At 73.7% G+C, this 23,999-nt stretch carries 23 protein-coding genes; 19 read left to right on the top strand and 4 right to left on the bottom strand.

All coding sequences use genetic code 11. The features are described from left to right. Positions 1–32 precede the first annotated feature (32 nt). Positions 33–1,859: a putative bifunctional diguanylate cyclase/phosphodiesterase gene (locus Sya03_RS25325; RefSeq protein ID WP_203940912.1), complete on the top strand. Its 1,827-nt coding sequence runs from the start codon at positions 33–35 to the stop codon at positions 1,857–1,859. On the opposite strand, the gene fxsT is transcribed toward Sya03_RS25325, so the two are convergent. After that, a complete protein-coding gene (fxsT, locus tag Sya03_RS25320; protein WP_203940911.1) occupies positions 1,856–4,282 on the bottom strand; it encodes an FxSxx-COOH system tetratricopeptide repeat protein in 2,427 nt (808 codons plus the stop codon). The genes Sya03_RS25325 and fxsT overlap by 4 nt on opposite strands. A 102-nt stretch (positions 4,283–4,384) precedes the next feature. Between fxsT and Sya03_RS25315 the strand changes: the two genes are divergently transcribed. Continuing rightward, a complete protein-coding gene (locus Sya03_RS25315) occupies positions 4,385–4,735 on the top strand; it encodes an STAS domain-containing protein (protein WP_203940910.1) in 351 nt (116 codons plus the stop codon). Here Sya03_RS25315 and Sya03_RS25310 read toward each other — a convergent pair. Continuing rightward, complete coding sequence (locus tag Sya03_RS25310) at positions 4,696–6,003, bottom strand: MFS transporter (RefSeq protein WP_203940909.1); 1,308 nt, start codon at positions 6,001–6,003, stop codon at positions 4,696–4,698. The genes Sya03_RS25315 and Sya03_RS25310 overlap by 40 nt on opposite strands. Positions 6,004–6,074: 71 nt before the next feature. Here Sya03_RS25310 and Sya03_RS25305 point away from each other — a divergent pair, with 71 nt between their 5' ends. From Sya03_RS25305 to Sya03_RS25245, 13 genes are all read left to right on the top strand, one after another. Then, positions 6,075–7,037 carry a GlxA family transcriptional regulator gene (locus tag Sya03_RS25305; protein ID WP_203940908.1) on the top strand — a complete coding sequence of 321 codons (963 nt, stop codon included), beginning with the start codon at positions 6,075–6,077 and terminating at the stop codon, positions 7,035–7,037. 88 nt (positions 7,038–7,125) lie between these two features. Then, positions 7,126–8,790: a GspE/PulE family protein gene (locus Sya03_RS25300; protein WP_203940907.1), complete on the top strand. Its 1,665-nt coding sequence runs from the start codon at positions 7,126–7,128 to the stop codon at positions 8,788–8,790. A 69-nt stretch (positions 8,791–8,859) separates the two neighbouring features. Continuing rightward, positions 8,860–9,972 (top strand): type IV pilus twitching motility protein PilT, encoded by a 1,113-nt coding sequence (locus Sya03_RS25295; RefSeq protein WP_203940906.1) that lies wholly within the window; start codon positions 8,860–8,862, stop codon positions 9,970–9,972. A gap of 1 nt (position 9,973) precedes the next feature. Then, entirely contained in the window at positions 9,974–11,206 is a 1,233-nt protein-coding gene (locus Sya03_RS25290; RefSeq protein WP_203940905.1) for a type II secretion system F family protein, read from the top strand. A gap of 67 nt (positions 11,207–11,273) precedes the next feature. Beyond that, the gene (locus tag Sya03_RS25285) at positions 11,274–11,741 is read left to right on the top strand and encodes a type II secretion system protein (protein ID WP_203940904.1); all 468 of its coding nucleotides are present in this window, start codon (positions 11,274–11,276) and stop codon (positions 11,739–11,741) included. A gap of 87 nt (positions 11,742–11,828) precedes the next feature. Next, complete coding sequence (locus tag Sya03_RS31765; RefSeq protein ID WP_203940903.1) at positions 11,829–12,284, top strand: type IV pilin protein; 456 nt, start codon at positions 11,829–11,831, stop codon at positions 12,282–12,284. A 27-nt stretch (positions 12,285–12,311) separates the two neighbouring features. Beyond that, positions 12,312–13,106, top strand: a complete 795-nt coding sequence (locus tag Sya03_RS25275) for a prepilin peptidase (protein ID WP_203940902.1) — start codon at positions 12,312–12,314, stop codon at positions 13,104–13,106. Between the two features lie 11 nt (positions 13,107–13,117). Continuing rightward, positions 13,118–14,143, top strand: a complete 1,026-nt coding sequence (gene pilM, locus Sya03_RS25270) for a type IV pilus assembly protein PilM (protein ID WP_203940901.1) — start codon at positions 13,118–13,120, stop codon at positions 14,141–14,143. Further along, complete coding sequence (locus tag Sya03_RS25265) at positions 14,143–14,856, top strand: PilN domain-containing protein (RefSeq protein WP_203940900.1); 714 nt, start codon at positions 14,143–14,145, stop codon at positions 14,854–14,856. Before pilM ends, Sya03_RS25265 begins: the two co-directional genes overlap by 1 nt. Further along, the gene (locus tag Sya03_RS25260) at positions 14,856–15,455 is read left to right on the top strand and encodes a type 4a pilus biogenesis protein PilO (protein ID WP_203940899.1); all 600 of its coding nucleotides are present in this window, start codon (positions 14,856–14,858) and stop codon (positions 15,453–15,455) included. Before Sya03_RS25265 ends, Sya03_RS25260 begins: the two co-directional genes overlap by 1 nt. An 18-nt stretch (positions 15,456–15,473) precedes the next feature. After that, entirely contained in the window at positions 15,474–15,914 is a 441-nt protein-coding gene (locus Sya03_RS25255; RefSeq protein WP_203940898.1) for a type IV pilus modification PilV family protein, read from the top strand. Continuing rightward, the gene (locus tag Sya03_RS25250; protein WP_203940897.1) at positions 15,911–16,546 is read left to right on the top strand and encodes a prepilin-type N-terminal cleavage/methylation domain-containing protein; all 636 of its coding nucleotides are present in this window, start codon (positions 15,911–15,913) and stop codon (positions 16,544–16,546) included. Before Sya03_RS25255 ends, Sya03_RS25250 begins: the two co-directional genes overlap by 4 nt. Further along, a complete protein-coding gene (locus tag Sya03_RS25245) occupies positions 16,543–16,764 on the top strand; it encodes a hypothetical protein (RefSeq protein ID WP_203940896.1) in 222 nt (73 codons plus the stop codon). Before Sya03_RS25250 ends, Sya03_RS25245 begins: the two co-directional genes overlap by 4 nt. On the opposite strand, the gene Sya03_RS31275 is transcribed toward Sya03_RS25245, so the two are convergent. Beyond that, positions 16,761–17,477, bottom strand: coding sequence for a C40 family peptidase (locus Sya03_RS31275; RefSeq protein WP_239107825.1), 717 nt, complete (start codon positions 17,475–17,477; stop codon positions 16,761–16,763). The two genes, Sya03_RS25245 and Sya03_RS31275, sit on opposite strands and share 4 nt — an antisense overlap. Before the next feature lie 514 nt (positions 17,478–17,991). Between Sya03_RS31275 and Sya03_RS25235 the strand changes: the two genes are divergently transcribed. Together Sya03_RS25235 and Sya03_RS31675 are read left to right on the top strand one after the other, a co-directional pair. After that, positions 17,992–19,845 (top strand): pectate lyase-like domain-containing protein, encoded by a 1,854-nt coding sequence (locus tag Sya03_RS25235; protein ID WP_203940895.1) that lies wholly within the window; start codon positions 17,992–17,994, stop codon positions 19,843–19,845. A gap of 67 nt (positions 19,846–19,912) precedes the next feature. After that, positions 19,913–20,035 (top strand): hypothetical protein, encoded by a 123-nt coding sequence (locus Sya03_RS31675; protein ID WP_275411484.1) that lies wholly within the window; start codon positions 19,913–19,915, stop codon positions 20,033–20,035. Between the two features lie 23 nt (positions 20,036–20,058). On the opposite strand, the gene Sya03_RS25230 is transcribed toward Sya03_RS31675, so the two are convergent. Further along, complete coding sequence (locus Sya03_RS25230) at positions 20,059–21,504, bottom strand: PepSY-associated TM helix domain-containing protein (protein WP_203940894.1); 1,446 nt, start codon at positions 21,502–21,504, stop codon at positions 20,059–20,061. Between the two features lie 199 nt (positions 21,505–21,703). Between Sya03_RS25230 and Sya03_RS25225 the strand changes: the two genes are divergently transcribed. Next, a complete protein-coding gene (locus tag Sya03_RS25225) occupies positions 21,704–22,144 on the top strand; it encodes an ATP-binding protein (protein WP_203940893.1) in 441 nt (146 codons plus the stop codon). A 116-nt stretch (positions 22,145–22,260) separates the two neighbouring features. Further along, on the top strand, positions 22,261–23,367 hold the full coding sequence (locus Sya03_RS25220) for a hypothetical protein (protein WP_203940892.1): 1,107 nt from the start codon (positions 22,261–22,263) through the stop codon (positions 23,365–23,367). Positions 23,368–23,999 lie beyond the last annotated feature (632 nt).

The following is a 23,999-nucleotide window of genomic DNA, read 5'->3' as shown; positions in this document are numbered from 1 at the left end:
TGGTGCCTCGCTGGAGGTGGGTCATGTTGCGGATGCGACTCCTCCCGGTCGCAGTCGCTGCCGGGGTGCTCGTGCAGTGCCGGTTGGCTGTGCTGCCGGGCGACGGCTGGGTGGTGGCGCTGTCGGCGCTGCTGCTCGTGCTGTCCGGCTGGGCCGCCGTCGGCTACGTGCGGCACACCCGCGCCGACTGGGAGCCGCTGGACCGGCTGCGCCGCGTCCTGGACGGCGCCGCCGTCGTGGGCTCCCTGCTGCTCGTGGCGTGGCCGGCCGTGCTGTCCGGCGGCATCGCGCCGCTGCCGCTCGTGGCGCTGCTGCTGCAGTTCGTGGCGGCCGCCGCCACCGTGCTGGCGCTGGCGACCCGCTGGGCGCCCGCCCCGTACCTGCCGGTCGTGGCCGGGTTCGGCACGGCCGCGACGGTCCAGGCGACCACCGGCGGCCTCGGGCCCGTCGCGCCGTGGCTGCTGCTGTCCGTGGCGTCGGCCATCCTCGCCCGGCAGTTCCTCGGCACCCGCACCAACCAGGGCCTGCTGCGCGACCTGACCAAGCAGCGGGCGCAGCTCGCCCGGCAGGCGTTCCTGGACCCGCTGACCGGGCTCGGCAACCGCGCCCAGTTCGCCCGGCACGCCGCCGAGGCGCTGGAGGACGCGACCCCGTCCACCACCACCGCCGTCATGGTGTTCGACCTGGACGGCTTCAAGCAGGTCAACGACACGTGGGGCCACGCCGCGGGCGACGAGCTGCTGCGCACCGCCGCGGAGCGGCTGAAGGCCAACGTGCGCGCCAACGACACCGTCGTGCGCCTCGGCGGCGACGAGTTCGTGGTGCTGCTCCCCCGCACCAGCGACGTGACGACCGCCGAGATGGTCGCCGAGCGCATCCTCGCCGACCTGGCGCAGCCGCTCGTCGTCGCCGGGACGGTGCTGACCATCCGGGCCAGCGCCGGCCTGTCCGTGACCGAGGGCGGCGCCGCCGGCATCGACCAGCTGATGCGCGAGGCCGACCAGGCGCTGTACAGCGCGAAGGCGGCCGGCAAGGGCGTCGTGCGCCGCTACGACCCCGTGCTGCAGGCCAGCGAGGAGCAGCGCCGGCGCGAGGCCGCCGAGCTGTGGACCGCGCTGGAGGAGGAGCAGTTCGAGCTGCACTACCAGCCGATCGTCGACCTCGACGGCGAGCACACCGTCGGCGTGGAGGCCCTCGTCCGGTGGAACCATCCGACCCGCGGCCTGCTCGGCCCGGTGGCGTTCCTCGACACGGCGGAGACGCTCGGCATGCTGCCCCGCCTCGGCGCGTGGATCCTGCGCGAGGCGTGCGCCCAGGCGGTCGGCTGGCAGGCGCAGCAGCCCGGCCTGGAGCTGAACGTGAACCTGTCCGCCAGCCAGCTCGCCGACCCACACCTGGTCGAGCGGGTCCGCGAGGTGCTGGACGACACCGGCATCGACCCGGCCCTGCTGGTGCTGGAACTGACCGAGACCGTCGCGCTGACCGACCTGATCGGCTCGGCCGAGATCCTCGGCGCGCTCAAGAAGCTGGGCGTGCGGATCGCGCTCGACGACTTCGGCACCGGCTACTCGTCGCTGAGCCACCTGGGCGCGCTGCCCGTCGACGTGGTGAAGATCGACCGCTCGTTCGTGCAGGCGATGGACGACTCCGACGGCGCGACCGTGGCGGAGGCGGTGCTGCAGATCGCCCGCACGTTCGGCCTGGCCCCGGTGGCCGAGGGCGTCGAGGACCAGGCGCAGGCCGCCCGGCTGCGCGACCTGGACTGCGCCCAGGCGCAAGGCTTCCTGTTCGCCCGCCCGATGCCGGCCGCCGACCTGGGCGACCTGCTGGTCCGGCAGAACGCGGGCATCGCCCGCTAGAGAAGCGGCGGCTCGCTGTCGGTCTCGATCCGGACCCCCGCCGCGGCGGCGAGCGCCACCGGGTGGGTGCGGCCGAGCGCCTTGACGACCACGCGGAACGCCCGCTTCGGCCGGCCCTCCAGCAGCGCCAGGTTCCACAGTGCCGCCAGCGTGTCCGGGTGCTGCTCGCCGCGGACGGCCCGGCTGCGCGCCAGCACCTCGGTGGCGGCCGCGCGGGCCCGCTCGTCCTCGCCGGCGGCGGCCAGGTCGGCCGCGTGGCCGGCGGCGCAGCTCAGCGTGAACGGGTGGTCCGGCCCGAGCGCGGCGCGCAGCCCGGCCAGGCTCTCCTCGTCGATGACGCGGGCCTGCTCGTAGCGGCCGGCGGCGCGGGCGACGACGGCGAGGTTGCTCGCGGCGGCCAGCGTGAACGGGTGCCCCTCGCCGAGGACCGCGTGGTACCGGCCGACGACCCGTTCGAGCAGCAGGTGCGCGGCCTCCACGTCGCCGGCCGCGCGGCAGGCGTTGGCCTGGGTCACCATCGCGCCGAGCGTCTCGACGTTCAGGTCGCCGAACTTCTGCCGGCACAGCGCCACGTTGGCGGCGGCCAGCTCGCACGCCGCCTCGTGGTCGCCGGTGCGCCGCACGGTCAGCGCGTGCACCCGCCCGGCCAGCAGCACCATCGGGTGGTCCGCGCCGAGCACCCCGGCGTACGTGGCGAGCGGCCCGGCCAGCAGGTCGCGGGCGGCGGCGTCCTCGCCGAGCCCGTACCGGTCGAAGGCGAGGCTGCTCAGCGACGACAGCGTCTCGGGGTGGCCGTCGACGAGCACCTGCCGGCGGTGCCGCAGCGTCTGCTCGCCGAGCGCGCGGGCGGCCCGGAAGTCGCCGAGCAGGCGCAGGTCGACGGCGAGGTTGTTGGCGCAGCGCAGCGTGGTCGGGAACTCGGGGCCGAACAGCCGCCGGTGCCGGGCCAGGTTGTCGGCGTCCAGCTCGCGGGCGGCGGCGAAGTCGCCCGCGAAGCGCAGGTCGGCGCCGACGCTGTTGGCGGTGGCGAGCGCCGCCTCGTCGTCGTGGCCGCCGGCCTCGCGCTGGCGGCGCAGGGTAACGGCGTTCAGCGCGCGGGCGTCGTGCACCCGGCCGACGGCCCGCAGCGCGTTGGCGAGGTGGAAGGAGACGGTGAGCGTCTGCTCGTCGGTCTCGCCGAGGCTGTCGGTCCAGCGGGCGGCGGCCTGCGCGGCGAGGTCGCGGCTGGAGTCGTAGTCGCCCTTGGCGTAGAGCTGCCGGACGCAGTTGACGGCGAGCTGGCGCACCTGCTCGTCGTCGCCGCCGAGGACGTCGGCGTGCACCAGGTGCGGGGCCAGCTCGTCGTACCGGGGCCAGTGGGTGGGGTTGTCGGGGTCGCCCGGGTCGGCGGCGGCGAGCATGTGCCGCACCGCGGCGGACCCGGCGGCGTGCCCGCCCGGGGTCAGGTGCTGGGCGAGCATGCCCCGCACCAGCGGGTGCACGACCAGCGTCTCGCCGGGCGGGTCCAGTTCGGCCAGCCCGTACCGGCCGACGAGCCGGATCGCCGCCTTGAGCCGCCGCTCGACGCGCACGGCCCGGGCCAGCTCGTCGGGCAGGGCGGTGCCGCGGGCAGCCCACAGCAGCTGCCAGCTGACGGGCGCGCTGGCCAGGAACGCGCACAGCTCGGTGAGCTGCGCGGCGGCCGGCGACGCGGCGCGCAGGCCGGCCAGGGCGAGGTGCCACGACACCTGGATCGGGGTCGGGTACGCCAGCGCGCCGGCCTGCTCGTCGTAGCGACGCAGGTACTCGTCGGTGCGCAGGCCGGTGGCGGCGATCAGCGCGGCGGCCTGGTCGAGGGCCATCGGCACGTCGTCGAGCCGGGTGGCCAGCTCGCCCGCCTCGGCGGCCGGCAGCTCGGGCAGGCGGCGGCGGAGGAACTCGAGGCTGTCGGCCCGGTCGAACACCCCCACCGGCACCGCCTGGGCGACCTCGGCGGTCCAGCGCGGGTTGCGCGAGGTGACCAGCACGTGCCCGGCGCCGCTGGGCAGGTACGGCTTGATGTCCTCGGGCCGGTTGGCGTTCTCGAAGACGACCAGCCAGTTGCGGTACGGCTCGCCCCGGCTCAGCGCGTCGCGCACCGCCCCGAGGGTGCGGTTGATGTCGCGGGCCTCGGGCAGCCCGAGGTGCTGGGCGAGCCCGACCAGCGAGCTGCGCAGCCCGGCGGTCTGCTCGGCGGGGATCCACCAGACCAGCTCGTAGTCGTCGGCGTGCCGGTGGGCGTACTCGACGGCGAGCTGGGTGCGCCCCACGCCGCCGAGCTGGTGGCCCTCGTCCGGCAGCAGCACGACCGGTCCGGCGGCGAGCCGCTCGCGCAGCCGCCCGAGCAGCGGCTCACGGCCGACGAAGCGGGCATTGCGCGGCGGCAGTCCGCCACGGATCGGCACCGCCAACCCCCTCGCGTCCGCACCCGGTGATCGTTGCCGCCTACCGTACGTGGTGAGCCGGGCACCGCGAAAGCGCAGCGTCCACGACGTACGCTGAGCGGCGTGACGGAGCAGCCCGCGGCGCGCGTGACGGCGGCCGGTGACACGGTGACGGTGGCCCTGCACGGCGAGGTCGACGTGCTCAATGTGGAGCAGGTCCGGGTGGCGGTGCACGAGGCGATCGCCGCCCGCCCGGCCGCGATCACGGTCGACCTGAGGCGGCTGTCCTTCATCGACTCCACCGGCCTGGGCGCGCTGATCTTCGGTTTCCAGCGCGCCCGGGACGCGGGCATCGCGTACCGGCTGGCGAACGCCGACCGGATGGTGCACCAGGTCCTGGCGCTGTCGGGCCTGCTCGAGGTGGTCGAGCTGGTTCAGGAGCCGGGCGCCGACACGGAGGCCGCGGCCGGGTAGGCCAGGCCGATGCCGGGCCCGGCCGGCCCGGCGGCGGGCGTGCGGCGCGGCCGCAGCGCCAGCGACAGCACCGAGGCGATCAGCGCCAGCGCGCCGGCGCCGTACCAGGCGTAGAGGTAGTCGCCGAGCTGGTCGCGCACGGCGCCCGCGGCGGTGGCCGCGACGGCGGCGCCGAGCTGGTGCGCCGCGAAGACCCAGCCGAACACGACGGCGCCGCGCTCGCCGTAGTACTCGCGGCACAGGGCGACGGTGGGTGGCACGGTGGCGACCCAGTCGAGGCCGTAGAAGACGATGAAGACCAGCATGCTGGGCTGCGCCGACTGGCTGAACAGCGCCGGCAGGACGAGCAGCGACAGGCCCCGCCCGGCGTAGTAGACGCCCAGCAGGACGCGGCTGTCGACGCGGTCGGTGAGCCAGCCGGAGGCGATGGTGCCGGCGATGTCGAACAGCCCGACGAGGGCGAGCAGCCCGGCGGCGGTGGTCTGGGCCATGCCGTGGTCGTGGGCGGCGGGGATGAAGTGGGTGCCGACGAGGCCGTTGGTGGTGGCGCCGCAGATGGCGAACCCGCCGGCGAGCAGCCAGAACGGCCGGGTGCGCGCCGCGTCCAGCAGGCCCCGCACGGCGACGCGGGCGGCGTTGCCCCGGGGCGCCTCCGGCGGGTTCTCGGTGGCGCCGTACGGGGTGACGCCGAGGTCGGCGGGCCGGTCGCGCAGCCGCCACCAGACCAGCGGCACGACGGCGAGCGCGGACCCGGCGACGACGAGCGCGGCGGCGCGCCAGCCCCGGTCGGCGGTGAGCCAGGCCAGCAGCGGCAGGAAGACGAGCTGCCCGGCGGCGCCGCCGGCGGTGAGCACGCCGGTGACCAGGCCGCGCCGCTTGACGAACCAGCGTCCGGTGACGGTGGCGACGAACGCGAGCGCCATCGAGCCGGTGCCGAGCCCGACGAGCACGCCCCAGCACAGGATGAGCTGCCAGGACGCGGTCATGAACACGGTGACGCCGGACCCGGCCGCGACGGTGAGCAGGGCGGCCGTGACGACGCGCCGGATGCCGAAGCGGTCCATCAGCGCGGCCGCGAACGGGGCGGTCAGCCCGTACAGGACGAGGTTGACGCTGACGGCGGCGCTGATCGTGCCGAGCGACCAGCCGAACTCGGTGTGCAGGGGGCCCAGCATGACGGCGGGGGTGGCGCGGAAGCCGGCCGCGCCGACGAGGGCGACGAACGCCACGGCGGCCACGAGCCAGGCGGGGTGCAGGCGGCGGGTCACGGCGACCAGTCTGCTGGGCGCGGTCCGGGCGGGCGAGTGGCCGGACAGCCATCGTGCGCAAGAATCAGGCCATGACGCACCGCGTGACGGTCCTCGCCCTCGACGACCTCAACAGCTTCGACCTGGGCGTGCCCCCGCAGGTGTTCGGCGCGGCCCGCGACGCCACCGGCGCGCCGCTGTACACGGTGACGACGTGCACCGACGGCGGTGCGCCCGTGCGCGGCACCGGCGGCTTCCGGGTGCTGCCCGACCGCGACCTCGACGCGGTCGCCGAGGCCGGCACCGTCGTCGTGCCGGGCGTGTACGGCGCCCCGCTGGCCGACGGCACGATCCCGCCGGCCGTCGGCGCGGCCCTGCGCGCGGCGCACGCCCGGGGCGCGCGGATCATGTCGATCTGCACCGGCGCCGCCGTGCTGGCCGCCGCCGGGCTGCTCGACGACCGGCCCGCCACCACGCACTGGGCGTGGGCGGAGCGGTTCCGGCGGCTGTACCCGCGGGTGCGCCTCGACCCGGACGTGCTGTTCGTCGACGACGGCCAGGTGCTCACGTCGGCCGGGGTGGCCGCCGGGGTCGACCTGTGCCTGCACGTGGTGCGCCGCGACCACGGCAGCGGCGTCGCCAACTCCGCGGCCCGGCGCTGCGTGGTGCCGCCGTGGCGCGACGGCGGCCAGGCGCAGTTCATCGAGCGGCCGGTGCCCGCCACCGGCGACGCCGGCACCGCCCGCACCCGGGCGTGGGCGCTGGACCGGCTCGCCGAGCCGGTCACGCTGACCGGGCTGGCCGCGCACGCCCGGATGAGCGTGCGCACGTTCACCCGGCGGTTCCGCGACGAGACCGGCGAGAGCCCGGCCCGCTGGCTGCTGCGCCAGCGCGTGCAGCACGCCCGGCTGCTGCTGGAGACCACCGACCTGGGCGTGGACGCCGTGGCCCGGCGGTCCGGGCTGGGCAGCGGCACCGCCCTGCGGCACCACCTGGCCCGGGAGATCGGCGTGCCGCCGTCGGCGTACCGGCGCACGTTCCGCCGCCCGGCGTGACGCGACGGTTGCGGTTCGGGTCTCAGATCGGCGCGCGCGTGACCGATGGGACTGGAGTCCGCTTCATCGCCGCATGCCGAGGATGCCCATGGATCCGACCCTCCGCCCGTTGCTCGACGCGCTCAAGGCGATCGGCGTGGACGCGAATGCGGTCGACGCGGCGGGCGCCGAGGCCGTGCGCAGCGGCCGGCCGATCCGCGCGGTGCTCATCAACGACTCCGTCGTCACCGAGGAGCAGCTGACCGAGGCGGCCGCGTACGCCGCCGGCATCAAGACGCTCGACCTGGTCAACTTCACGCCCGAGCGGGCCGCGCTGGAGATGGTGCCGCTGCCGATCGTGCTGCGGCACCGGGTGCTGGGCCTGTCCACCGCCAACGGCGAGCTGCTCGTCGGCATCACCGACCCGGCCGACATCGTCGCGCTCGACGACGTGCGCGCGGCCACCGGCATGCCCGTGCGGCCGGTCGTGGTGGCCCGCAGCGAGGTCCGCCGGATCATCCAGGAGCTCCAGCGCGACCAGCGCGACCTGGGCGAGGCGAACGAGGACGACAACCAGGCGCCGAACATGGCCGCCGTGTCGGCCGGCTCCGAGGACGCCCCGATCGTCAAGTACGTCAACAGCCTGATCGAGCAGGCCATCCAGAACCGCGCGTCCGACCTGCACCTGGAGCCCACCGAGGGCGACATGCGCATCCGGTACCGGATCGACGGCGTGCTGCACCAGATCGACCGGGTGCCGCGCAATGTGCAGGCCGCGCTGATCTCCCGCCTGAAGATCATGTCGAACGTCGACATCACCGAGCGCCGGGTGCCGCAGAACGGCCGCATCACCGTGCAGATCCGCGACCGCAGCGTCGACCTGCGCACCGCCACCCTGCCGACAGTGTGGGGCGAGAAGATCGTGCTGCGCGTGCTCGACACCGGCGGCATGGAGCTGGACCTGAAGAAGCTCGGCTTCACCGAGGCGAACTACGACCGTTTCGCCGAGTCGTTCTCCAAGCCGCACGGCATGCTGCTGGTGACCGGGCCGACGGGTTCCGGCAAGTCGACGACGCTGTACTCCACCCTCGCGCGCATCAGCCGCCCCGAGGTCAACGTCATCACCGTCGAGGACCCGGTCGAGTACCGGATGCAGGGCATCAACCAGGTGCAGGTCAACTCGAAGGCGGGCCTGACGTTCGCCGCGGTGCTGCCGGCCATCCTGCGGTCGGACCCCGACGTCGTGCTCATCGGTGAGATCCGCGACGGCGCCACCGCCCAGATCGCCGTCGAGGCCGCCCTCACCGGCCACCTCGTGCTCAGCACCCTGCACACCAACGACGCGCCCGGCGCGGTCACCCGGCTCACCGAGATGGGCATCGAGCCGTTCCTGGTGGGCTCGTCGCTGGACTGCGTGCTGGCCCAGCGGCTCGCCCGGCGGCTGTGCGACTGGTGCAAGGAGGCGTACGCGCCGACGGCCGCCGAGCTGGCCGCCGCCCGCTGGCCGGAGGAGGACGTCAAGGTCCCCGAGCTGGTGTACCGGCCGAAGGGCTGCCGCAACTGCGCCGGCACCGGCTACCGCGGCCGCCTGGCGCTGCACGAGGTCATGCCGGTGACCGCCGAGATCGAGACCCTGGCCGTCCGGCGCGCCTCCGCGGGTGAGATCCGCGAGGTCGCCGTGGCCCAGGGCATGTACGACCTGCGCGCCGACGGCCTCGCCAAGGCCGCCGCCGGGCAGACCTCCATCCGCGAGGTGCTGCGCGTCGCCATCTAGGCACCTAAACCGGATGGACGGGGTGCCGAAGGGGGAGGCGACTGGCCCCGGACCGATTGTCGGTGAGAGATGTACGCGCTCGACCAGCAGGCGCCGCCGCCCCGCGTGAACGGCGACCAGGAGTACCTGAACCGGATGCTCTTCGAGCTCGTCGACAACAAGGGCTCCGACCTGCACCTGACGGTGGGCGCGCCGCCGACCATCCGGGTGAACGGCAGCCTGCGGCCGCTGCCCGGCTACGGCCGGCTCACCGCCGCCGACACGGCCATGCTGTGCCGCGCCGCGATCACCGAGGAGCAGTGGCACGTCTTCGAGGCCAAGCAGGAGTTCGACTTCGCGTACAGCCTGACCGGCGTCTCCCGCTACCGCGGCAACCTGTACGCCCAGCGCACCTCGTACGGCGCGGTCTTCCGGGCCATCCCGCACGAGATCAAGCCGCTGGACGAGCTGGGCGTGCCGTACTCGGTGTCCCGGTTCGCGCACCTGCACCGCGGCCTGGTGCTGGTCACCGGCCCGACGGGCTCCGGCAAGACCACGACGCTGGCGTCGCTGCTCGACCTGGCCAACCGCACCCGCTCGGCGCACATCGTGACGATCGAGGACCCGATCGAGTTCCTGCACCCGCACAAGCGCAGCCTGGTCAACCAGCGCGAGGTCGGCGAGGACACCGAGTCGTTCGCGTCCGCGCTCAAGCACGCGCTGCGCCAGGACCCGGACATCATCCTGGTCGGCGAGCTGCGCGACCTGGAGACGACCGCGACCGCGCTCACCGCCGCCGAGACCGGCCACCTGGTGCTCGCCACCCTGCACACGCAGAGCGCGACGCAGACCATCGACCGCGTCATCGACATCTTCCCGCCGCACCAGCAGCTGCAGATCCGCGCGCAGCTCGCGGCCGGCCTGCAGGGCGTGGTGACGCAGGCGCTGGCGCCGCGCGCCGACGGCAAGGGCCGCGTCGTGGTCAGCGAGGTGCTGACGGCGACGCCCGCCATCCGCAGCCTCATCCGCGACGGCAAGACGCACCAGATCCCGTCGTTCATGCAGGCGGGCGGCAACGACGGAATGCTCTCCTTCGACCAGAACCTGGCCGAAAGGGTCCGCGAGGGGCTCATCACGATCGAGCACGCGCTCGAGATGTGCCACGCGCCGGAAGAGCTCAAGCGACTCATCGGACGGGTGTGACATGGCGACTGCCACGAAGACGTTCCAGTACAACAGCGTCGACGCCGCGGGCAAGCGGATCAAGGGCACCGTCCAGGCGCCGAACGAGGCCGCCGCCGCCCAGCTGCTGCGTCAGCGCGGCGAGACGGCCCTGTCGATGACGGAGGCCGGCAAGGGCCTGAACCGCGAGATCAGCATCCCGGGCCTGGGCGGGCGCACCACGCTCAAGGACCTGGCGGTGTTCTCGCGCCAGTTCGCCACGATGACGGCGTCCGGCATGTCGCTGCTGCGCTCGCTGGCGATCCTCGAGGAGCAGACCAGCGCGCTGTCGCTGAAGAAGGCGGTCGCCGAGGTCCGCACCGACGTGGCGGCCGGTGTGTCGCTGTCGGCGGCGCTGGGCAAGCACGACCGGATCTTCCCGAAGCTGATGATCGCGATGATCCGCGCCGGCGAGACGGGCGGCATGATCGACGGCGCGCTGGAGCAGATCGCCGACTCGTTCGAGAAGGACTCCGAGCTGCGCGGCAAGATCAAGAGCGCGCTGACCTACCCGACGATCGTGCTCGCGTTCACGTTCGTGCTGATCGCGGGCGTGCTGATCTTCATCGTCCCGATCTTCGAGGAGATGTTCAAGAACCTCGGTGGCGAGCTGCCCTGGATCACCCAGCTGCTGGTGGACGCCAGCAACAACATGTGGTGGGCCGGCCCGCTGATCGTGGGCGCGATCATCGGCGGCACGGTGCTGTACAAGCAGCGGGTGCGCACGTCGCCGGAGTTCCGCCTCGCGGTCGACCGGTTCAAGCTGCGCCTGCCCGTCTTCGGCCCGCTGTTCCGCAAGCTCGCGATGAGCCGCTTCTCGCGCAACCTCGGCACCCTGCTCGGCGTCGGCGTGCCCGTCATGCAGGCCCTCGACGTGGTCGGCGAGACCACCGGCAACGCCGTCATCACCGCGGCCATGCGCGACGTGCAGCAGCAGGTGCGTGACGGCCGCCCGATGTCGACCGCCCTGCGTGCCCACGACCTGTTTCCGGCAATGGTGACCCAGATGGTCGAAGTCGGCGAGGAATCCGGCCAAATCAGTCAGATGCTCGACAAGATTGCCGATTTCTACGACCGGGAGGTCGACGCAGCCGCGGAGTCCCTCACCGCGTCCATCGAGCCGATCATGGTGCTCGTCATGGGAGCGGTGGTCGGCGGCATGGTCGTCTGCCTGTACCTGCCGATGTTCACGATCTACCAGAACATCCAGGGCTGATCAGGCCCCGGAGCACCACCCGAACGTGCCAGCCGGCCCACTGCACAAGAGTCACTGGAGGCTCACCATGCACGAAACCTTCAACCGCCTGCGGGAGAAGCACCGCAGCGAGGAAGGGTTCACCCTGATCGAGCTGCTCGTGGTCGTCGTGATCATCGGCATCCTGGTCGCCATCGCCGTTCCCGTGTACCTGAACTACCGCCAGGGCGCCGCCGACAAGTCGTCGCAGTCCGACGTGCGCGGCGCGATCAGCGCGGTCGAGCAGTACTACACCGACAACGGCAACACGTACCCGGCGTCGGCCCAGACCGCCAGCCCCGGCGCCAGCATCACGCTCGCCGCGCAGAGCGGCGGCACCGCCCAGACCATCACGGTCTCGGCCGGCACCACGCTGAAGCTGGTCGTGTCCGGGTCGAACTACGCGATCTGCGCCATCAACTCCGGCGGTGCGCCCAAGTACTGGGTCTACACCAACCGCACCGGTGGCTCCGTGAGCGCGTCGACGCAGGCCGCGTACACCAGCTGCACGCCGTAAGGCAGGACCGGGCCGGCTCGCCGCCGGCGGCGATCACCACGATCGCCGCCGGCACGGCGAGTTCCCACGCGCGGGAGGGATCCAGCGATGCGCCGCACCATCCGGGACGAGGGCTTCACGCTCATCGAGCTGCTCGTGGTCGTCGTGATCATCGGCATCCTCGTGGCGATCGCCGTCCCGGTGTACCAGCGCTACTCCCGCAACGCCTGGGAGAAGTCGGTGGTGTCGGACATCCGCGGCGCCATCACCGCCGTCGAGCAGTTCCGCGCCGACCACAACGCGTACCCGAACACGGCGTCGCTGCAGCCGGACGACTTCTTCCTCGAGCAGTACCCGTCGGGCCCCGCCACCACCACCAAGGTGACGCTGTCCGACAGCGTCATGCTGACGATCTGGGTGAACTGGCCGGCCGGCACGTCCTACCGGATCTGCGCCCGCAACGCCGCCGGCGGCTACCGCCGGTTCCTGTACGACAGCGTGGAGGGCGGCTCGATCCGCGTCCGCACCGTCACGAACGCCAGCGTCTGCGCGTACACCCCCTGACGACCCGCCCGACCGGAAGGAGCTGACATGACCGCCGTCCTGCTGACCGTCGCCGGCCTGCTCGGCCTCGCCGTCGGGTCGTTCCTCAACGTCGTCATCCACCGGGTGCCGCGCGACGAGTCGCTGGTGCGGCCCGGGTCGCACTGCCCCGCCTGCGAGGCGCCCGTGCGGGCCCGGCACAACGTGCCCGTCGTGTCCTGGCTCGTGCTGCGCGGCCGGTGCGCCGACTGCCGGGCGCCGATCAGCGTGCGCTACCCGCTCGTCGAGGCGGGCACCGCGGCGCTGTTCGTGGCGGTCACCGCCCACTTCGGACTCGTGCCCGAGCTGCCCGCCTTCCTCTACCTCGCGGCGATCGCGGTCGCGCTCACCATGATCGACATCGACGTGCACCGGTTGCCGAACGCGATCGTGCTGCCGTCCTACGCCGTCGCGGCGGTGCTGCTCTTCGGGGCGGCGGCGCTCGACTCGGACTGGGGGGCCGTCGTGCGCGGGCTGGCCGCGATGGCCCTCCTCCTGCTCGCCTACCAGTCCCTGCGTCTCGCGAAGCCCGGCGGCATGGGCCTCGGCGACGTCAAGCTCGCCGGCCTGCTCGGGCTCTACCTGGGCTGGCTCGGCTGGGGCTGGGTGGCGGTCGGCGGCTTCGCCGCCTTCCTGCTCGGCGGGGTGGTGGGCATCGGCCTGCTCGCCACCCGCCGGGCCGGGCGCTCGACCCATGTGCCGTTCGGACCGGCCATGCTCGCCGGCGCGTTCCTGGCCGTCTTCGCCGCGCCGGCCATCGCCGGCTGGTACCTCGACCTGCTGAGTGTCCCGACCATTTCTTAGGAGCACCCTCGATGGCTTCCGTGACCCCGATCGGACTGGACATCGGCTCGTCGTCCATCCGCGCGGTGGAGGTGCGCCGCGGCCGGGACGACGTCGCCCTGACCAACTTCGGCCAGATCCCGCTGCCGCCCAAGACCGTGCACGAGGGCGTGATCCAGGACCCGCACGCGGTCACCACCGCGCTGCGTCAACTGTGGACGAACTCGCGCTTCGTCACCAAGCACGTGGTGCTCGGCGTGACGAACCCGCAGCTGATCGTCCGCGAGACGCAGGTGTCCAACCTGCCCGCCAAGGAGCTGCGCAAGTCGCTGCCGTTCCAGGTGCGCGACATGCTGCCGCTGTCGGTCGACCGCTCGCTGCTCGACTTCTACCCGCTGGAGGACCCGGGCGACGCCCCGACCGTGCGCGGGCTGCTCATCGCCACCCCGAAGGACGCCGTGCTCACCGCCGTCGAGGCCGTCGAGCAGGCGGGCCTGCGGGTCGAGCAGGTCGACCTGGCCTCGTTCGCCCTGCTGCGCTCCGCCGCCCACCTGGACACCCAGGTCGAGGCGATCATCGACCTCGGCGCGCAGGTCACCAGCATGGTGGTGCACGCCGACGGCGAGCCGCTGATCGTGCGCACCATCCCGCGCGGCGGCAACGAGTTCACCGACGCCATCGCCACCCGCCTCGCCATCCAGACCAGCGAGGCCGAGGAGCTCAAGTGCCGGTTCGGCATGCACGGCGACGGGCGGCCCGACGCCGCGGGCGCCGTGCAGGACGCCATCCGGCCGCTGCTCAACGAGATCCGCTCGTCGTTCACGTACCTCGCGTCCGGCGAGCGGCAGAAGCGCGTGACCCGGCTGGCCCTGGCCGGCGGCGGCGCCCTGATGCCCGGCCTGGCCGAGTACCTGCAGGACCAGCTCGACGTCGCGGTGATCCTCGCCGACAGCGCGGCCCGGCTGCGCGACACCCGCCGCGCCCGCCAGCGCGGCTTCGAGAACTTCGTCCCGTCCGCGGCCGTGTCGATCGGCCTCACCCTGGGAGCGGCTGCCTGATGGCCACCACGCTGAAGCCCCTGGACCCGGCGACGACGCCGCAGCACGCGCTGCGCCTGCTGCCGATCACCGCCAAGCTGCTGCCGCCGGAGATCCTCGCGGCCCGGCGCGCCCGGGTGGTGCGCTCGCGCGTCATCGCCGGCCTGGTCGCCGTGGCCCTGCTGCTCGGCGGCTACTACGCCTTCGCGCTCTACCAGGTGCAGGAGGCGCGGGACAGCTACGAGGCCGCCGTCGCCGAGCAGGCCGCGCTGACCGCGCAGCAGAAGGACTACAACGAGGTCGTCCAGACGCAGGCGCAGTCGACCGCGATCAGCTCCCGGCTGAAGGTCCTGCTCGCCGACGACATGCGCTGGGCGGGCCTGCTCGGCGACCTGCGCGGCGCCGCGGCCACGGCCGGCATCACCGTCACCGGCGTGTCCGGCAGCCTGCCGAACGCCGAGGGCGGCGCGAACGCCGGCGCGAACGGCCAGACCGCGCTGCCCAGCACCAGCACCTCCGCGGTCGTCGGCACCATGACGATCACCGGCGCCGGCGCCACCAAGGACGCGGTGGCCCGGTACATCGACGAGCTGGCCGAGATCGACAAGTTCGCCAACCCCTACCTGACCAGCGTGACCACCGAGGACAAGCGGGTGCAGTTCAGCGCGCAGCTGGACATCACCAAGAAGGCGCTCGGCGGCCGGTTCACCGCGACCACCAACGGAGGCAAGTGATGCGCGCCCACGCCGACCGCCTGTGGCTGCTGGGCGGCGCCATCGGGGTCGTCATCCTCGTCGCCGTCGGCTGGCTGCTGCTGATCAACCCGGCGCACGGCGACGCCGACGGCTACCGCGAGCAGACCGAGGTGTCCGAGATCCAGCTGATCGCCCTGCACAAGCGCCTGGGCGAGCTCAAGGAGCAGCAGGCCAAGCTGCCCACCTACAAGGCGGAGCTGGCCCGCAACCGGCAGGCGCTGCCGCTCGACACCGGCATCCCGGCGTTCCTGCGCCAGCTGGAGGACGCCGGCGACGCCGTCGGCGCGACGGTCAGCAACGTCAACGTCGGCGTGCCCAGCCAGGAGACCGGCGCCGGGCTGTCCGCGTACTCGCTGCCCGTGACCGTGACCGTCGACGGCCGCATCGGCGCCATGGGCCCGTTCCTCGACCAGCTGCAGCAGGTGCAGCCGCGCGCCGTGCTGGTGCAGTCGGCCAACCTCGCCGCCAGCACCGAGGAGAACGGCAAGGACGGCACCAACATGACGCTGACCATGAAGGTCTTCGTCGCCCCGGCCGCCGGCGGCACGCCGGCCGCGTCGCCCGCGCCCACGAACTGAGCGCACCGGAACGACGCCATGACTCTGTCCGCCGATCCGGCCACGCGCCGCGACGACACCGGCTTCACGCTGGTCGAGACGCTCGTGTCGCTGATGATCATGGGCATGGTCATGGCGTCGCTCGCCGTGTTCTTCAGCCGCTCCATGACCGTGACGAGCCGGCAGGGCGACCGGCAGATCGCCGCCCAGCTGGTCACCGACGGCATCGACCAGCTGCGCAAGGTGCCCGGCTGCCGGCTGCGCAACCTGTGCGGCAACTCGTGGCCGCCGCCGACGGACACCCACACCGTCGACCGCGTGGTCTACACCCGCACCTACACCCGGCAGGCCGTCATCCCGCCCGACCTGCTGCCCGTGGCCGTCACCGTCACCTGGAAGGGCTGCTCCGGCACGTGCACGTTCACCGCCACGACGCTGATCAGCACCACGGTGTCCGAGCCCGTCTTCAACGTGCCGTGAACCGGCTGCGCGACGACGAGGGCCTCACCCTGTTCGAGGTGCTCATCTCGATGACGATCATGGCCGTGGTGATGTCGGTGTTCACCGGCGGCGTCCTGCTCATGTACCGCACCCTCAACCGCGCCGACGCCGACGCCGTCGTGCAGCTGCGCACCACCACCGCGTTCACCCGGCTGGAACGGGAGATCCGCTACGCCAAGCGCATCTTCCCGCAGGTGGCGGAGACCAACGGCTGGTCGGTGCGGTTCGTGATGGTCGACCCCGACGACGGCGTCGAGAAGTGCGTGCAGCTCTGGCTGCCGGCCACCGACAACGACGGCGACGCCGCCCGGGTCACCCTCGTGGAGCGGCGCTGGCCCACCACCGGCGCGTCCACGGCCGGGACGTTCCGCGCCCTCGCGCCGGGCTTCGTGCCGCCCGCCGCCACGCCGTTCACCGTCCAGCCGCTCGACGCCGTCAGCAACTTCGACCGCCTGACGGTCACCCTCAGCACCGGCCAGGGCGCGGCCGGGCGCGGCGCCGAGCAGTCGTACAACCTGACGTACACCGCGCAGAACACCGTGCCCGCCGCGCAGCGGCTGACCACGCCGCCCGGGCTGAGCACGCCGTGCCCGTACACGATGCCGGCATGACGGCCGGGCCGCCCGGCGGCGGCACCGTCGAGGGTGCGATGCAGACCCCCGACGGCGCCTGGCGCGTCGAGATCGTCCGGCGTGGACGCAGCCGCTGGTACCGGATCGTGCACGGCGAGGACGTCGTCGACTGGCTGTCGATCAGCGCCGTCGAGCGGATCCTCGACGAGGCCGGCGTCGACCGGCGCCTGCTGATCGAGGCCGGCCCCGCGGCCTAGCTGTAGAGCCGCGCGGTCCGCAGCCCCCGGTACACCTTGCGGTACACGACCCCGGTGCGCGACGTGCCCGCGTCGATCATCCGGCCCCGGCCCATGTAGATGCCGACGTGCCCGGGGCCGACCACCAGGTCGCCGGGCAGCGCGTGCGACCACGGGATCGTCCGGGCCCGCGCCGCCTGCCGGCCGGAGGAGTGCGGCAGCCGCACCCCGACCAGCGAGTACGCCCGCATCGTGAACCCGCTGCAGTCGAAGGCCCGCATCCCGATCCCGCCGCTGCGGTACGGCTTGCCGACCTGCGACCGCGCGAACGCGACCACCCGCCGCATCGCGGCGAGCCGGATGGCGCTGACGGCGGGCGCGCCGCGCCGCTGCACGACGGGCCCGGTGCGGGCGGCGAGCACGGGCCGCACCGCGAGGGCGGGCCGGTGGACGACGGGCCGGTGGATGACCGGCCGGTGCGCGGCGGGCCGGTGGATCACGGGCCGGTGCGCGGCGGGCCGGTGGATGACGGGCCGCACGACGGAGCGGGCGGCGGGGGCGGCTTCGCGCCGCATGGCGAGCGCGTCGGCCAGCAAAGATCCGGCACCGGCCGGGACGTCACCGGCGGCCGCGGGGCGGGCGTCGCCGGTGGCTGGGCCTCCGGCGTCGCCGGTGGGCGCCGCCGGGGCGAGCTGCGCGGCCGGTTCGGCCGCGGGGGCGGGAGGTTCGGACACGGGGCCGATGACGGCCAGGACGGCCACGCCCACGGTCAGGGCACGGCGGGTGGACTTGCGGTGCAGCACTACCTCCGAGGCCGGCCCGGGGCACTCACGCGCATCCCGCGGCGCGACCGGTGCTGCTGGCCGTGCCGGTGCCGCCCCGCGTTCGCGGGACGCCGTCGGGAACCCGGGCAGTGATTTTCCGTTGCGGAACATATGCGAGCACACCCGTCCGCTAATGGTGGGCAATTCCGGCAATTATGCTTCCGACGGGGTGAATTCGCCGGAATGACACGGCGACAACGGCCGCCGTGGATGCGCCGGCCCCGCGAGCGCCCCTCCGGCTAACACTTTTCCCCGGTCATTCAGCCCTTCGGCTCGTCGCGCCGGGCCTCGCGCCCGGCCGCCCGTCCGCCGACCAGCCCAGCGTGGTTCCGGGACGTCCGGGCGCCATTGACTTGCATCGCCGGATGTCGCTTGCTGTGAAGCATCGATTAAAAGTTGATTAACTGCGGAGAGGACCCGATCGATGAGGACGCAACTGGGCCGGGTGCTCGCGCTCGGTCTCGCGCTCACGGCCACCGTGGCGCTGACCGGCACGGCGGACGCGGCGGCGCCCGCGGCGCCGCGGGCCGCGGCGGCGGCCGCCCCGGCCGCGCTGTTCGGCGCGAACGTCACCGTGTTCGACCCGGCCATGCCCGTCGACGACATCCAGGCCGCGCTCGACGCCACCCACGCCCAGCTGGTCGACGCGGAGATGGGCACGACCCGCCGCGCGTTCCTCTTCAAGCCCGGGGTGTACGGCACCGCCGAGAACCCGCTCCAGATCAAGGTCGGCTACTACACGGAGATCGCCGGCCTCGGCGCCGCCCCCACCGACGTGGTGATCAACGGCAAGGTCGAGGTGTACAACCGCTGCCTCACCGAGGGCGGCGCGGGCAACTGCCTGGCGCTGGTGAACTTCTGGCGCACCCTGTCGAACCTGTCGATCAACATCAACACCGCCGGCCAGGACGGGTGCCGCTCGTCGGCCAACTTCTGGGCCGTCTCGCAGGCGGTGTCGATGCGCCGGCTGAACATCACCGGCGGCGGACTGTCCCTCATGGACTACTGCACCGCCGGCCCCCAGTTCGCCAGCGGCGGCTTCATCGCCGACTCGCGCCTGCCCGCCGTCACCAACGGTTCGCAGCAGCAGTGGCTGACCCGCAACACCGAGGTCGCCGGCTGGTCGAACGGCGTGTGGAACCAGGTCTTCGCGGGCGTCGTCGGCGCCCCGGACGACGCCGGCTTCCCGAACCCGCCGTACACGACGCTCGACCGCACCCCGGTGAGCCGCGAGAAGCCGTACCTGTTCACCGACGCCCGTGGCCGCTACCAGGTGCGGGTGCCGTCCGCGCAGCGCAACACCCGCGGCGTGTCGTGGGGCGCCGGCCTCACCCCGGGCCGCACGCTGCCGCTCAGCGACTTCTTCGTCGCCACCCCGGCCAGCGGCGTGAACGAGATCAACCGCGCCCTGCGCAACGGCAAGCACCTGCTGCTCACCCCCGGCCTGTACGACATCGCCAAGAGCATCAAGGTCGACCGCGCCAACACCGTCGTGCTCGGCATCGGCCACGCCACCCTCACCGCGGTCGGCGGCGCCACCCCCGTGGTGGTCGGCGACGCCCCCGGCATCGTCGTCGCCGGCGTCACGATCGACGCGGGCCTCGTCACCTCGAAGCACCTGCTGAAGGTCGGCACGAAGAAGGGCAAGAGCAAGCGGGACAACCCCACCACCCTGTCGGACGTGTACTTCCGCGTCGGCGGCCCGCACGTCGGCAAGGTGCAGGTGGCCCTGCAGATCAACAGCGACGACGTGCTCATCGACCACACCTGGGTGTGGCGCGGCGACCACGGCGTGGAGGGCTTCACCGACACCCAGCGCTGGAACACGAACATCGGCCGCAACGGCGTCGTCGTGAACGGCGACCGGGTGACCGCCACCGGCCTGTTCGTCGAGCACTTCCAGCAGTACAACACCATCTGGAACGGCGAGGACGGCACCGTCATCCTCTACCAGAACGAGCTGCCGTACGACCCGCCGACGCAGGCGGACTGGATGAACGGCAAGGTCGAGGGCTGGGCCGGCTACAAGGTGTCGAACAAGGTCCGCCGGCACACCCTGTGGGGCGGCGGGGTGTACGTCTTCAACCAGAACAACCCGTCCATCCACACCGAGAACGGCTTCGAGGTCCCGACGCGCAGCCTGGTCAAGCTGCACCACATCATGACGGTGAACCTCAGCGCCGGCACGGTCGACCACGTCGTCAACGGCGTGGGCGGCCCGGCGGACTCCACCAACGTGGGCGCCCCGGTGTACATCGCGGAGTACCCGACCCTGTGACGACCAGCTGACCGGCGGCGGGACGCGTGCGACGCGCGTCCCGCCGTCTCCGTCCTGCCTGTGGTCGGTGCTCAACCGCTCGACCGCCCGCGACCGCCACCGCAACTCCGTCACCAGCGCCGTCCTGCTCACCGCGAGCGGGCTGCTCGGCACGGGCGCGCTGGTCGCCGCGTTCGCCGGCTGGCTGTAGCCCCGCCCGCGGACCCCGCCCGGCTACCGCCCCGCGGGCGCCGGGGAGACCGGCGCGGCCGGGCGCCGCCGCCGGACGGCGCCGACCGCCGCGTCGATCAGCAGGAACGCGGCCAGCGGCACGCCGAACAGCGGCAGCGCCCACGCGAGCCCGAACACGGCGACGACGCCGCCCATGATCGCCCAGCCGGGCAGCCCGATCCACGCGCGCCGGGCAGGCGGGGCGCCGGCGAGGGCGCGGCGGCCGGCCCGGGTGGGGCGGCGCTGCCACCACATCCGGTACCCCCACACGATCACGCACAGCAGCCCGATCGCCAGGGCGGCGAGCAGCACCTGGTTGGCGACGCCGAACAGCTTGCCCATGTGCGCCTGCACGCCCAGCTTGCTGAGCTGGGCGAGCAGCGGCCAGTCGGCGAAGTCGCTGCGGGCGGTGACCGCGCCGGTCGCCGGGTCCACGGCCACCCGGTCGAGCCCGACCGGCCAGGTGTTGTCGACGCCGGTGACGGTCCACGCGGAGGCGGCGTCCGCGGGCACGGTCAGCTCCACCGGCCCGGTGAGCCCGGCGCCGCGGGCGACGCCGAGCACGGTGTCGGCGGCCGCCGGGTCGACCGGCGCGGCGGTCACGGCCCCGCCGCCGTGGTGCCCGCCGACGGCCGCCGGCGCGCCGGCGAGGCCGGTCGACAACTCGGGGGTACGCGCGTCGAGCGCGTCGAGGGCGGCCGTGAAGTTGCCGCCCGCGAAGCGCGACCACGTCAGCCCGGTGGCGGCCAGCACGAGCAGGCCGGCGCTGAGCCACACGCCGGTGGCGGCGTGCCACCCGCGGGTGCGCCGCACCCCGCGGCGGGCGCCGAGGTCCGGGGCGAACAGCGCCGCGACCCGCCGGCGCCGCCGCCACCACAGCACGACCCCGCCGAGGGCGAGCACCCACAGCCAGCTCGCCGCCAGCTCCGAGTAGTGCCGCCCGGCCGCGCCGAGGTGCAGGTTGCGGTGCAGGTCGTCCAGCCAGGTGGTCACCGGGGTGGCCCCCCACCAGGTGGTCAGCGTGCCCTGCACCCGGCCGGTGGACGGGTCCACGTACACGGTGTGCTGCTTCTCCCCCAGCTCGGGCAGCGAGAACACCACCCGCGTGGTGTCGTCGCCGCCGCCGGGCTGGACCGCGGCGAGCGCGCCGTCCGGGTGCGCGGCCCGGGCGGCGGCGATCTGCCCGGCCAGCGGCAGCGCCGCGCCGCCGGGCCGGTCCACGGTGAGCTGGTCGCGGTAGAGCACCGCGTCGAGCTGCGGCGTCACGGTGAACAGCAGCCCGGTGACGGCGGCGACGACGAGGAACGGGGCGACGAGCACCCCGGCGTAGAAGTGCAGCCGCAGCAGCAGCGCACCGAACGCGGACGGCCGGCGCCCCTCCCGCGGCGGCGGGCCGGGGGCGGCCCCGGCGGGCTCGGGCGACTCGGTGAGCTCGGAGGTGACGGTCATCGGCGGTCCTCGTCGATCGGCGACACGGGGCACGCACCCGCGGTGATCTCCGCCGGCGCACACGGCGTTAGTCGCCGCCACCCGCGGCGCAGTTCCCGGCCGCCCTGGCCGGTCCGCGCACCCCAAAGGTCAGACCGATGCCGTCGCGGGACGGTGTCATGCTGGAGTCCGTCGCCAGTGTCGAAGGATTTGCGCCGCCGTGAGTGAGTTGACCGCCCGTTTCGACCTGCCGCTCGGCGCCGAGGCGCCGAGGGCCGCCCGGCACGCCGTCGCGCCGGTCCTGCACGGGTGGGGCTACGCCGACGAGGACTGGCTCCACCTGGCCCGCCTGGTCGTCAGCGAACTGGTCGCCAACGCCGTCCTGCACGGCGGCGGCTGCCTGTCCCTGGAACTGCAGGCCCACGACGGCGGCGTCGTCGTCAGCGTCGCCGACGGCTCCGCCGTCCTGCCCACCCAGCCGGACCCCACGTCCCTGGACCCGGCCCGGCTCGCCGCCGGCGGCCGGGGGGTGGCGCTCATCGAGGCGTTCGGCTGCGCCTGGGGCACCCACGACCACGAGGGCGGCAAACGCGTCTGGGTACGCCTGCCGGAGCACCCCCTGACCCCCGGACCGGGCACCGCGGGCGTCGCCGCCGGGTGAGCCGGGCCCGCCGCCCGCAACCGCGCCGCACCCCGATCCGTCCGCCGCCGCGACCCCAGCGGGGAACGATGGATCTCTCGTGTACGGGCAGGGAGAAGCGGAGGGCGGGTGTCGTCGTGGGCCGTCGCCTTCAGCGAGCCGGCAGCTCCGTCCTGGTCGCCGCGTTCGCGGCCCTGCTGCCCCTGCTCGCGGTCTGTCAGCTCCCACGGACCGGCGCGGCCTTCGCCGGGTTCACCGGCAGCCCGGCGAGCACCTTCTCCGCCGAGTCGCTGCCCCCGCCGTCCGACCTGACCGCCGTCTCCAGCTGCACCGGCGGCGGCGTCGGCCCCATGCCGGCGCTGATCGCCACGAGCGCGGCCTCGGAGGGCGCGTCCAACGGCGCCCCCGTCACGCTGACCCGGCCGACCGCGGAGGTCGGTGACCTGATCGTGGTCGTCATGTTCGCCGGCAACAACGCGATGCCCACCGCGTCGGGCGGGACCCCGGCGTTCACCACGGCCGTCAGCGTCTACAACCCCAGCTCCAGCATCATGGCCGGCTTCATCCTGTACCGGTGGATGACGGCCGCCGAGCCCACCAGCTACGCGTTCGCGCCCGTCGCCGGCCGGGCGATCGGCATGGTGCGGGTGTACCGCAACGTCAGCACCAGCACCCCGTTCGGCGCGGCCGGAACGCTGTGGTCGGCGAACGTCAGCGGCGGCACCACCACGACAGCGCCCGGCGTGACCACCGCCGCGGCCAACACCCTCGTGCTGGCGCTGCAGGGTGTCCGCAGCGCCAACACGGCCCCCAACTACACCAACCCCACAGGCACCGCACTCGGCAACGTGAGCACCCTGCTGTCGGCGTCACCGGCCACGAACACCGTCACCGGCCGCGTGGGCGACATCGCGGCCGCCGCGCCGGGGCCGACCGGCGACACGACCGTCACCCACAGCGGCGCCCAGTACCGGATCGGCGTCCAGGTGCCGATCCTGGCCGCCACCAGGGGCCAGGTGGTCACGTCGTGGAACACCGCGGGCGTGCCCGCCTGGGCGACCGGCTACGAACTGGTGCGCACGAACGGCGGCGTCACGGAGGCCACGGTCACCGTCGCGGGCAGCGGCACGAACGAGTACACCGACACCACGGTCGGCAACGGCACGTTCACCTACAGCCTGCAGTCGGCGGCGAGCACCTGGCGGTCCACCGCGGTGACCGTCACCCTGAGCCGAAGCTGCTGACGCCGACCGCCGGCCGACCGCCGGCGACCGCACCGATGGCGCCGTCCGCGCGCGGGGCGAGGCGCCACCGCCCGCTCGCGGCCCGTGGCATGCGCCTGGAGGCGCCCGAACGGGCGGGATCGCGGTGTAGCCGGAACGACGCTGCTGCGGGCATGTGCGCCCCCGCCACGACGGCCGCCCGGTTCGTGATCCCGGCGAGCCGGCCCATCACCGCACCCCGAATCGAATCGCCCACCCCGGCAGCTGCCGGCAGGAAGGAACCATCTCCCGCTTCAAGCGCGAGTACCCGGTGGAGACTCCGCGCCTCACCGTCGGAGTCGGCGAGCGCGTCAACTGGGAGGTCTGCCACGGCGACGAGGTCGGCGTCTATGCCGAGGTCTCCGGCGAGGAGGTGCCCGGCAAGCGCAACACGGTGAAAGTCCGTGTGCATCTCATGGCGACCGACCAGAACCTCGGCAGCGGATGCTCTCCCCCTGGTCGCAGGAGTCCCGACTCAACGTCCCCAGGGCGGGCCTCCGCCTCCGATCGAGGGCGGGCCGGGGGCTTTCGCACATCGTCGCGGCCGCCCCGGCCCCCGCCCGGCCGTCGAGGAGGCGCCGGGCCGGATCCGGCGATGATCGACCCGCGCGAAC

Source organism: Spirilliplanes yamanashiensis (assembly GCF_016863475.1).
Taxonomy (GTDB): Bacteria; Actinomycetota; Actinomycetes; order Mycobacteriales; family Micromonosporaceae; genus Spirilliplanes; species Spirilliplanes yamanashiensis.
Note: the sequence above shows the minus strand (reverse complement) of the source record. Positions and strands in the feature narration are given on the sequence as shown.

What these genes read in the sequence shown, in the direction of transcription:
- Sya03_RS25325 (WP_203940912.1), top strand. Translation starts at nt 33, where the DNA reads ATGCGACTCCTCCCGGTCGCAGTCGCTGCCGGGGTGCTCGTGCAGTGC.
- Sya03_RS25305 (WP_203940908.1), top strand. Translation starts at nt 6,075, where the DNA reads ATGACGCACCGCGTGACGGTCCTCGCCCTCGACGACCTCAACAGCTTC.
- Sya03_RS25300 (WP_203940907.1), top strand. Translation starts at nt 7,126, where the DNA reads ATGGATCCGACCCTCCGCCCGTTGCTCGACGCGCTCAAGGCGATCGGC.
- Sya03_RS25295 (WP_203940906.1), top strand. Translation starts at nt 8,860, where the DNA reads ATGTACGCGCTCGACCAGCAGGCGCCGCCGCCCCGCGTGAACGGCGAC.
- Sya03_RS25290 (WP_203940905.1), top strand. Translation starts at nt 9,974, where the DNA reads ATGGCGACTGCCACGAAGACGTTCCAGTACAACAGCGTCGACGCCGCG.
- Sya03_RS25285 (WP_203940904.1), top strand. Translation starts at nt 11,274, where the DNA reads ATGCACGAAACCTTCAACCGCCTGCGGGAGAAGCACCGCAGCGAGGAA.
- Sya03_RS31765 (WP_203940903.1), top strand. Translation starts at nt 11,829, where the DNA reads ATGCGCCGCACCATCCGGGACGAGGGCTTCACGCTCATCGAGCTGCTC.
- Sya03_RS25275 (WP_203940902.1), top strand. Translation starts at nt 12,312, where the DNA reads ATGACCGCCGTCCTGCTGACCGTCGCCGGCCTGCTCGGCCTCGCCGTC.
- pilM (WP_203940901.1), top strand. Translation starts at nt 13,118, where the DNA reads ATGGCTTCCGTGACCCCGATCGGACTGGACATCGGCTCGTCGTCCATC.
- Sya03_RS25265 (WP_203940900.1), top strand. Translation starts at nt 14,143, where the DNA reads ATGGCCACCACGCTGAAGCCCCTGGACCCGGCGACGACGCCGCAGCAC.
- Sya03_RS25260 (WP_203940899.1), top strand. Translation starts at nt 14,856, where the DNA reads ATGCGCGCCCACGCCGACCGCCTGTGGCTGCTGGGCGGCGCCATCGGG.
- Sya03_RS25255 (WP_203940898.1), top strand. Translation starts at nt 15,474, where the DNA reads ATGACTCTGTCCGCCGATCCGGCCACGCGCCGCGACGACACCGGCTTC.
- Sya03_RS25245 (WP_203940896.1), top strand. Translation starts at nt 16,543, where the DNA reads ATGACGGCCGGGCCGCCCGGCGGCGGCACCGTCGAGGGTGCGATGCAG.
- Sya03_RS25235 (WP_203940895.1), top strand. Translation starts at nt 17,992, where the DNA reads ATGAGGACGCAACTGGGCCGGGTGCTCGCGCTCGGTCTCGCGCTCACG.
- Sya03_RS25230 (WP_203940894.1), bottom strand. Translation starts at nt 21,504, where the DNA reads ATGACCGTCACCTCCGAGCTCACCGAGTCGCCCGAGCCCGCCGGGGCC.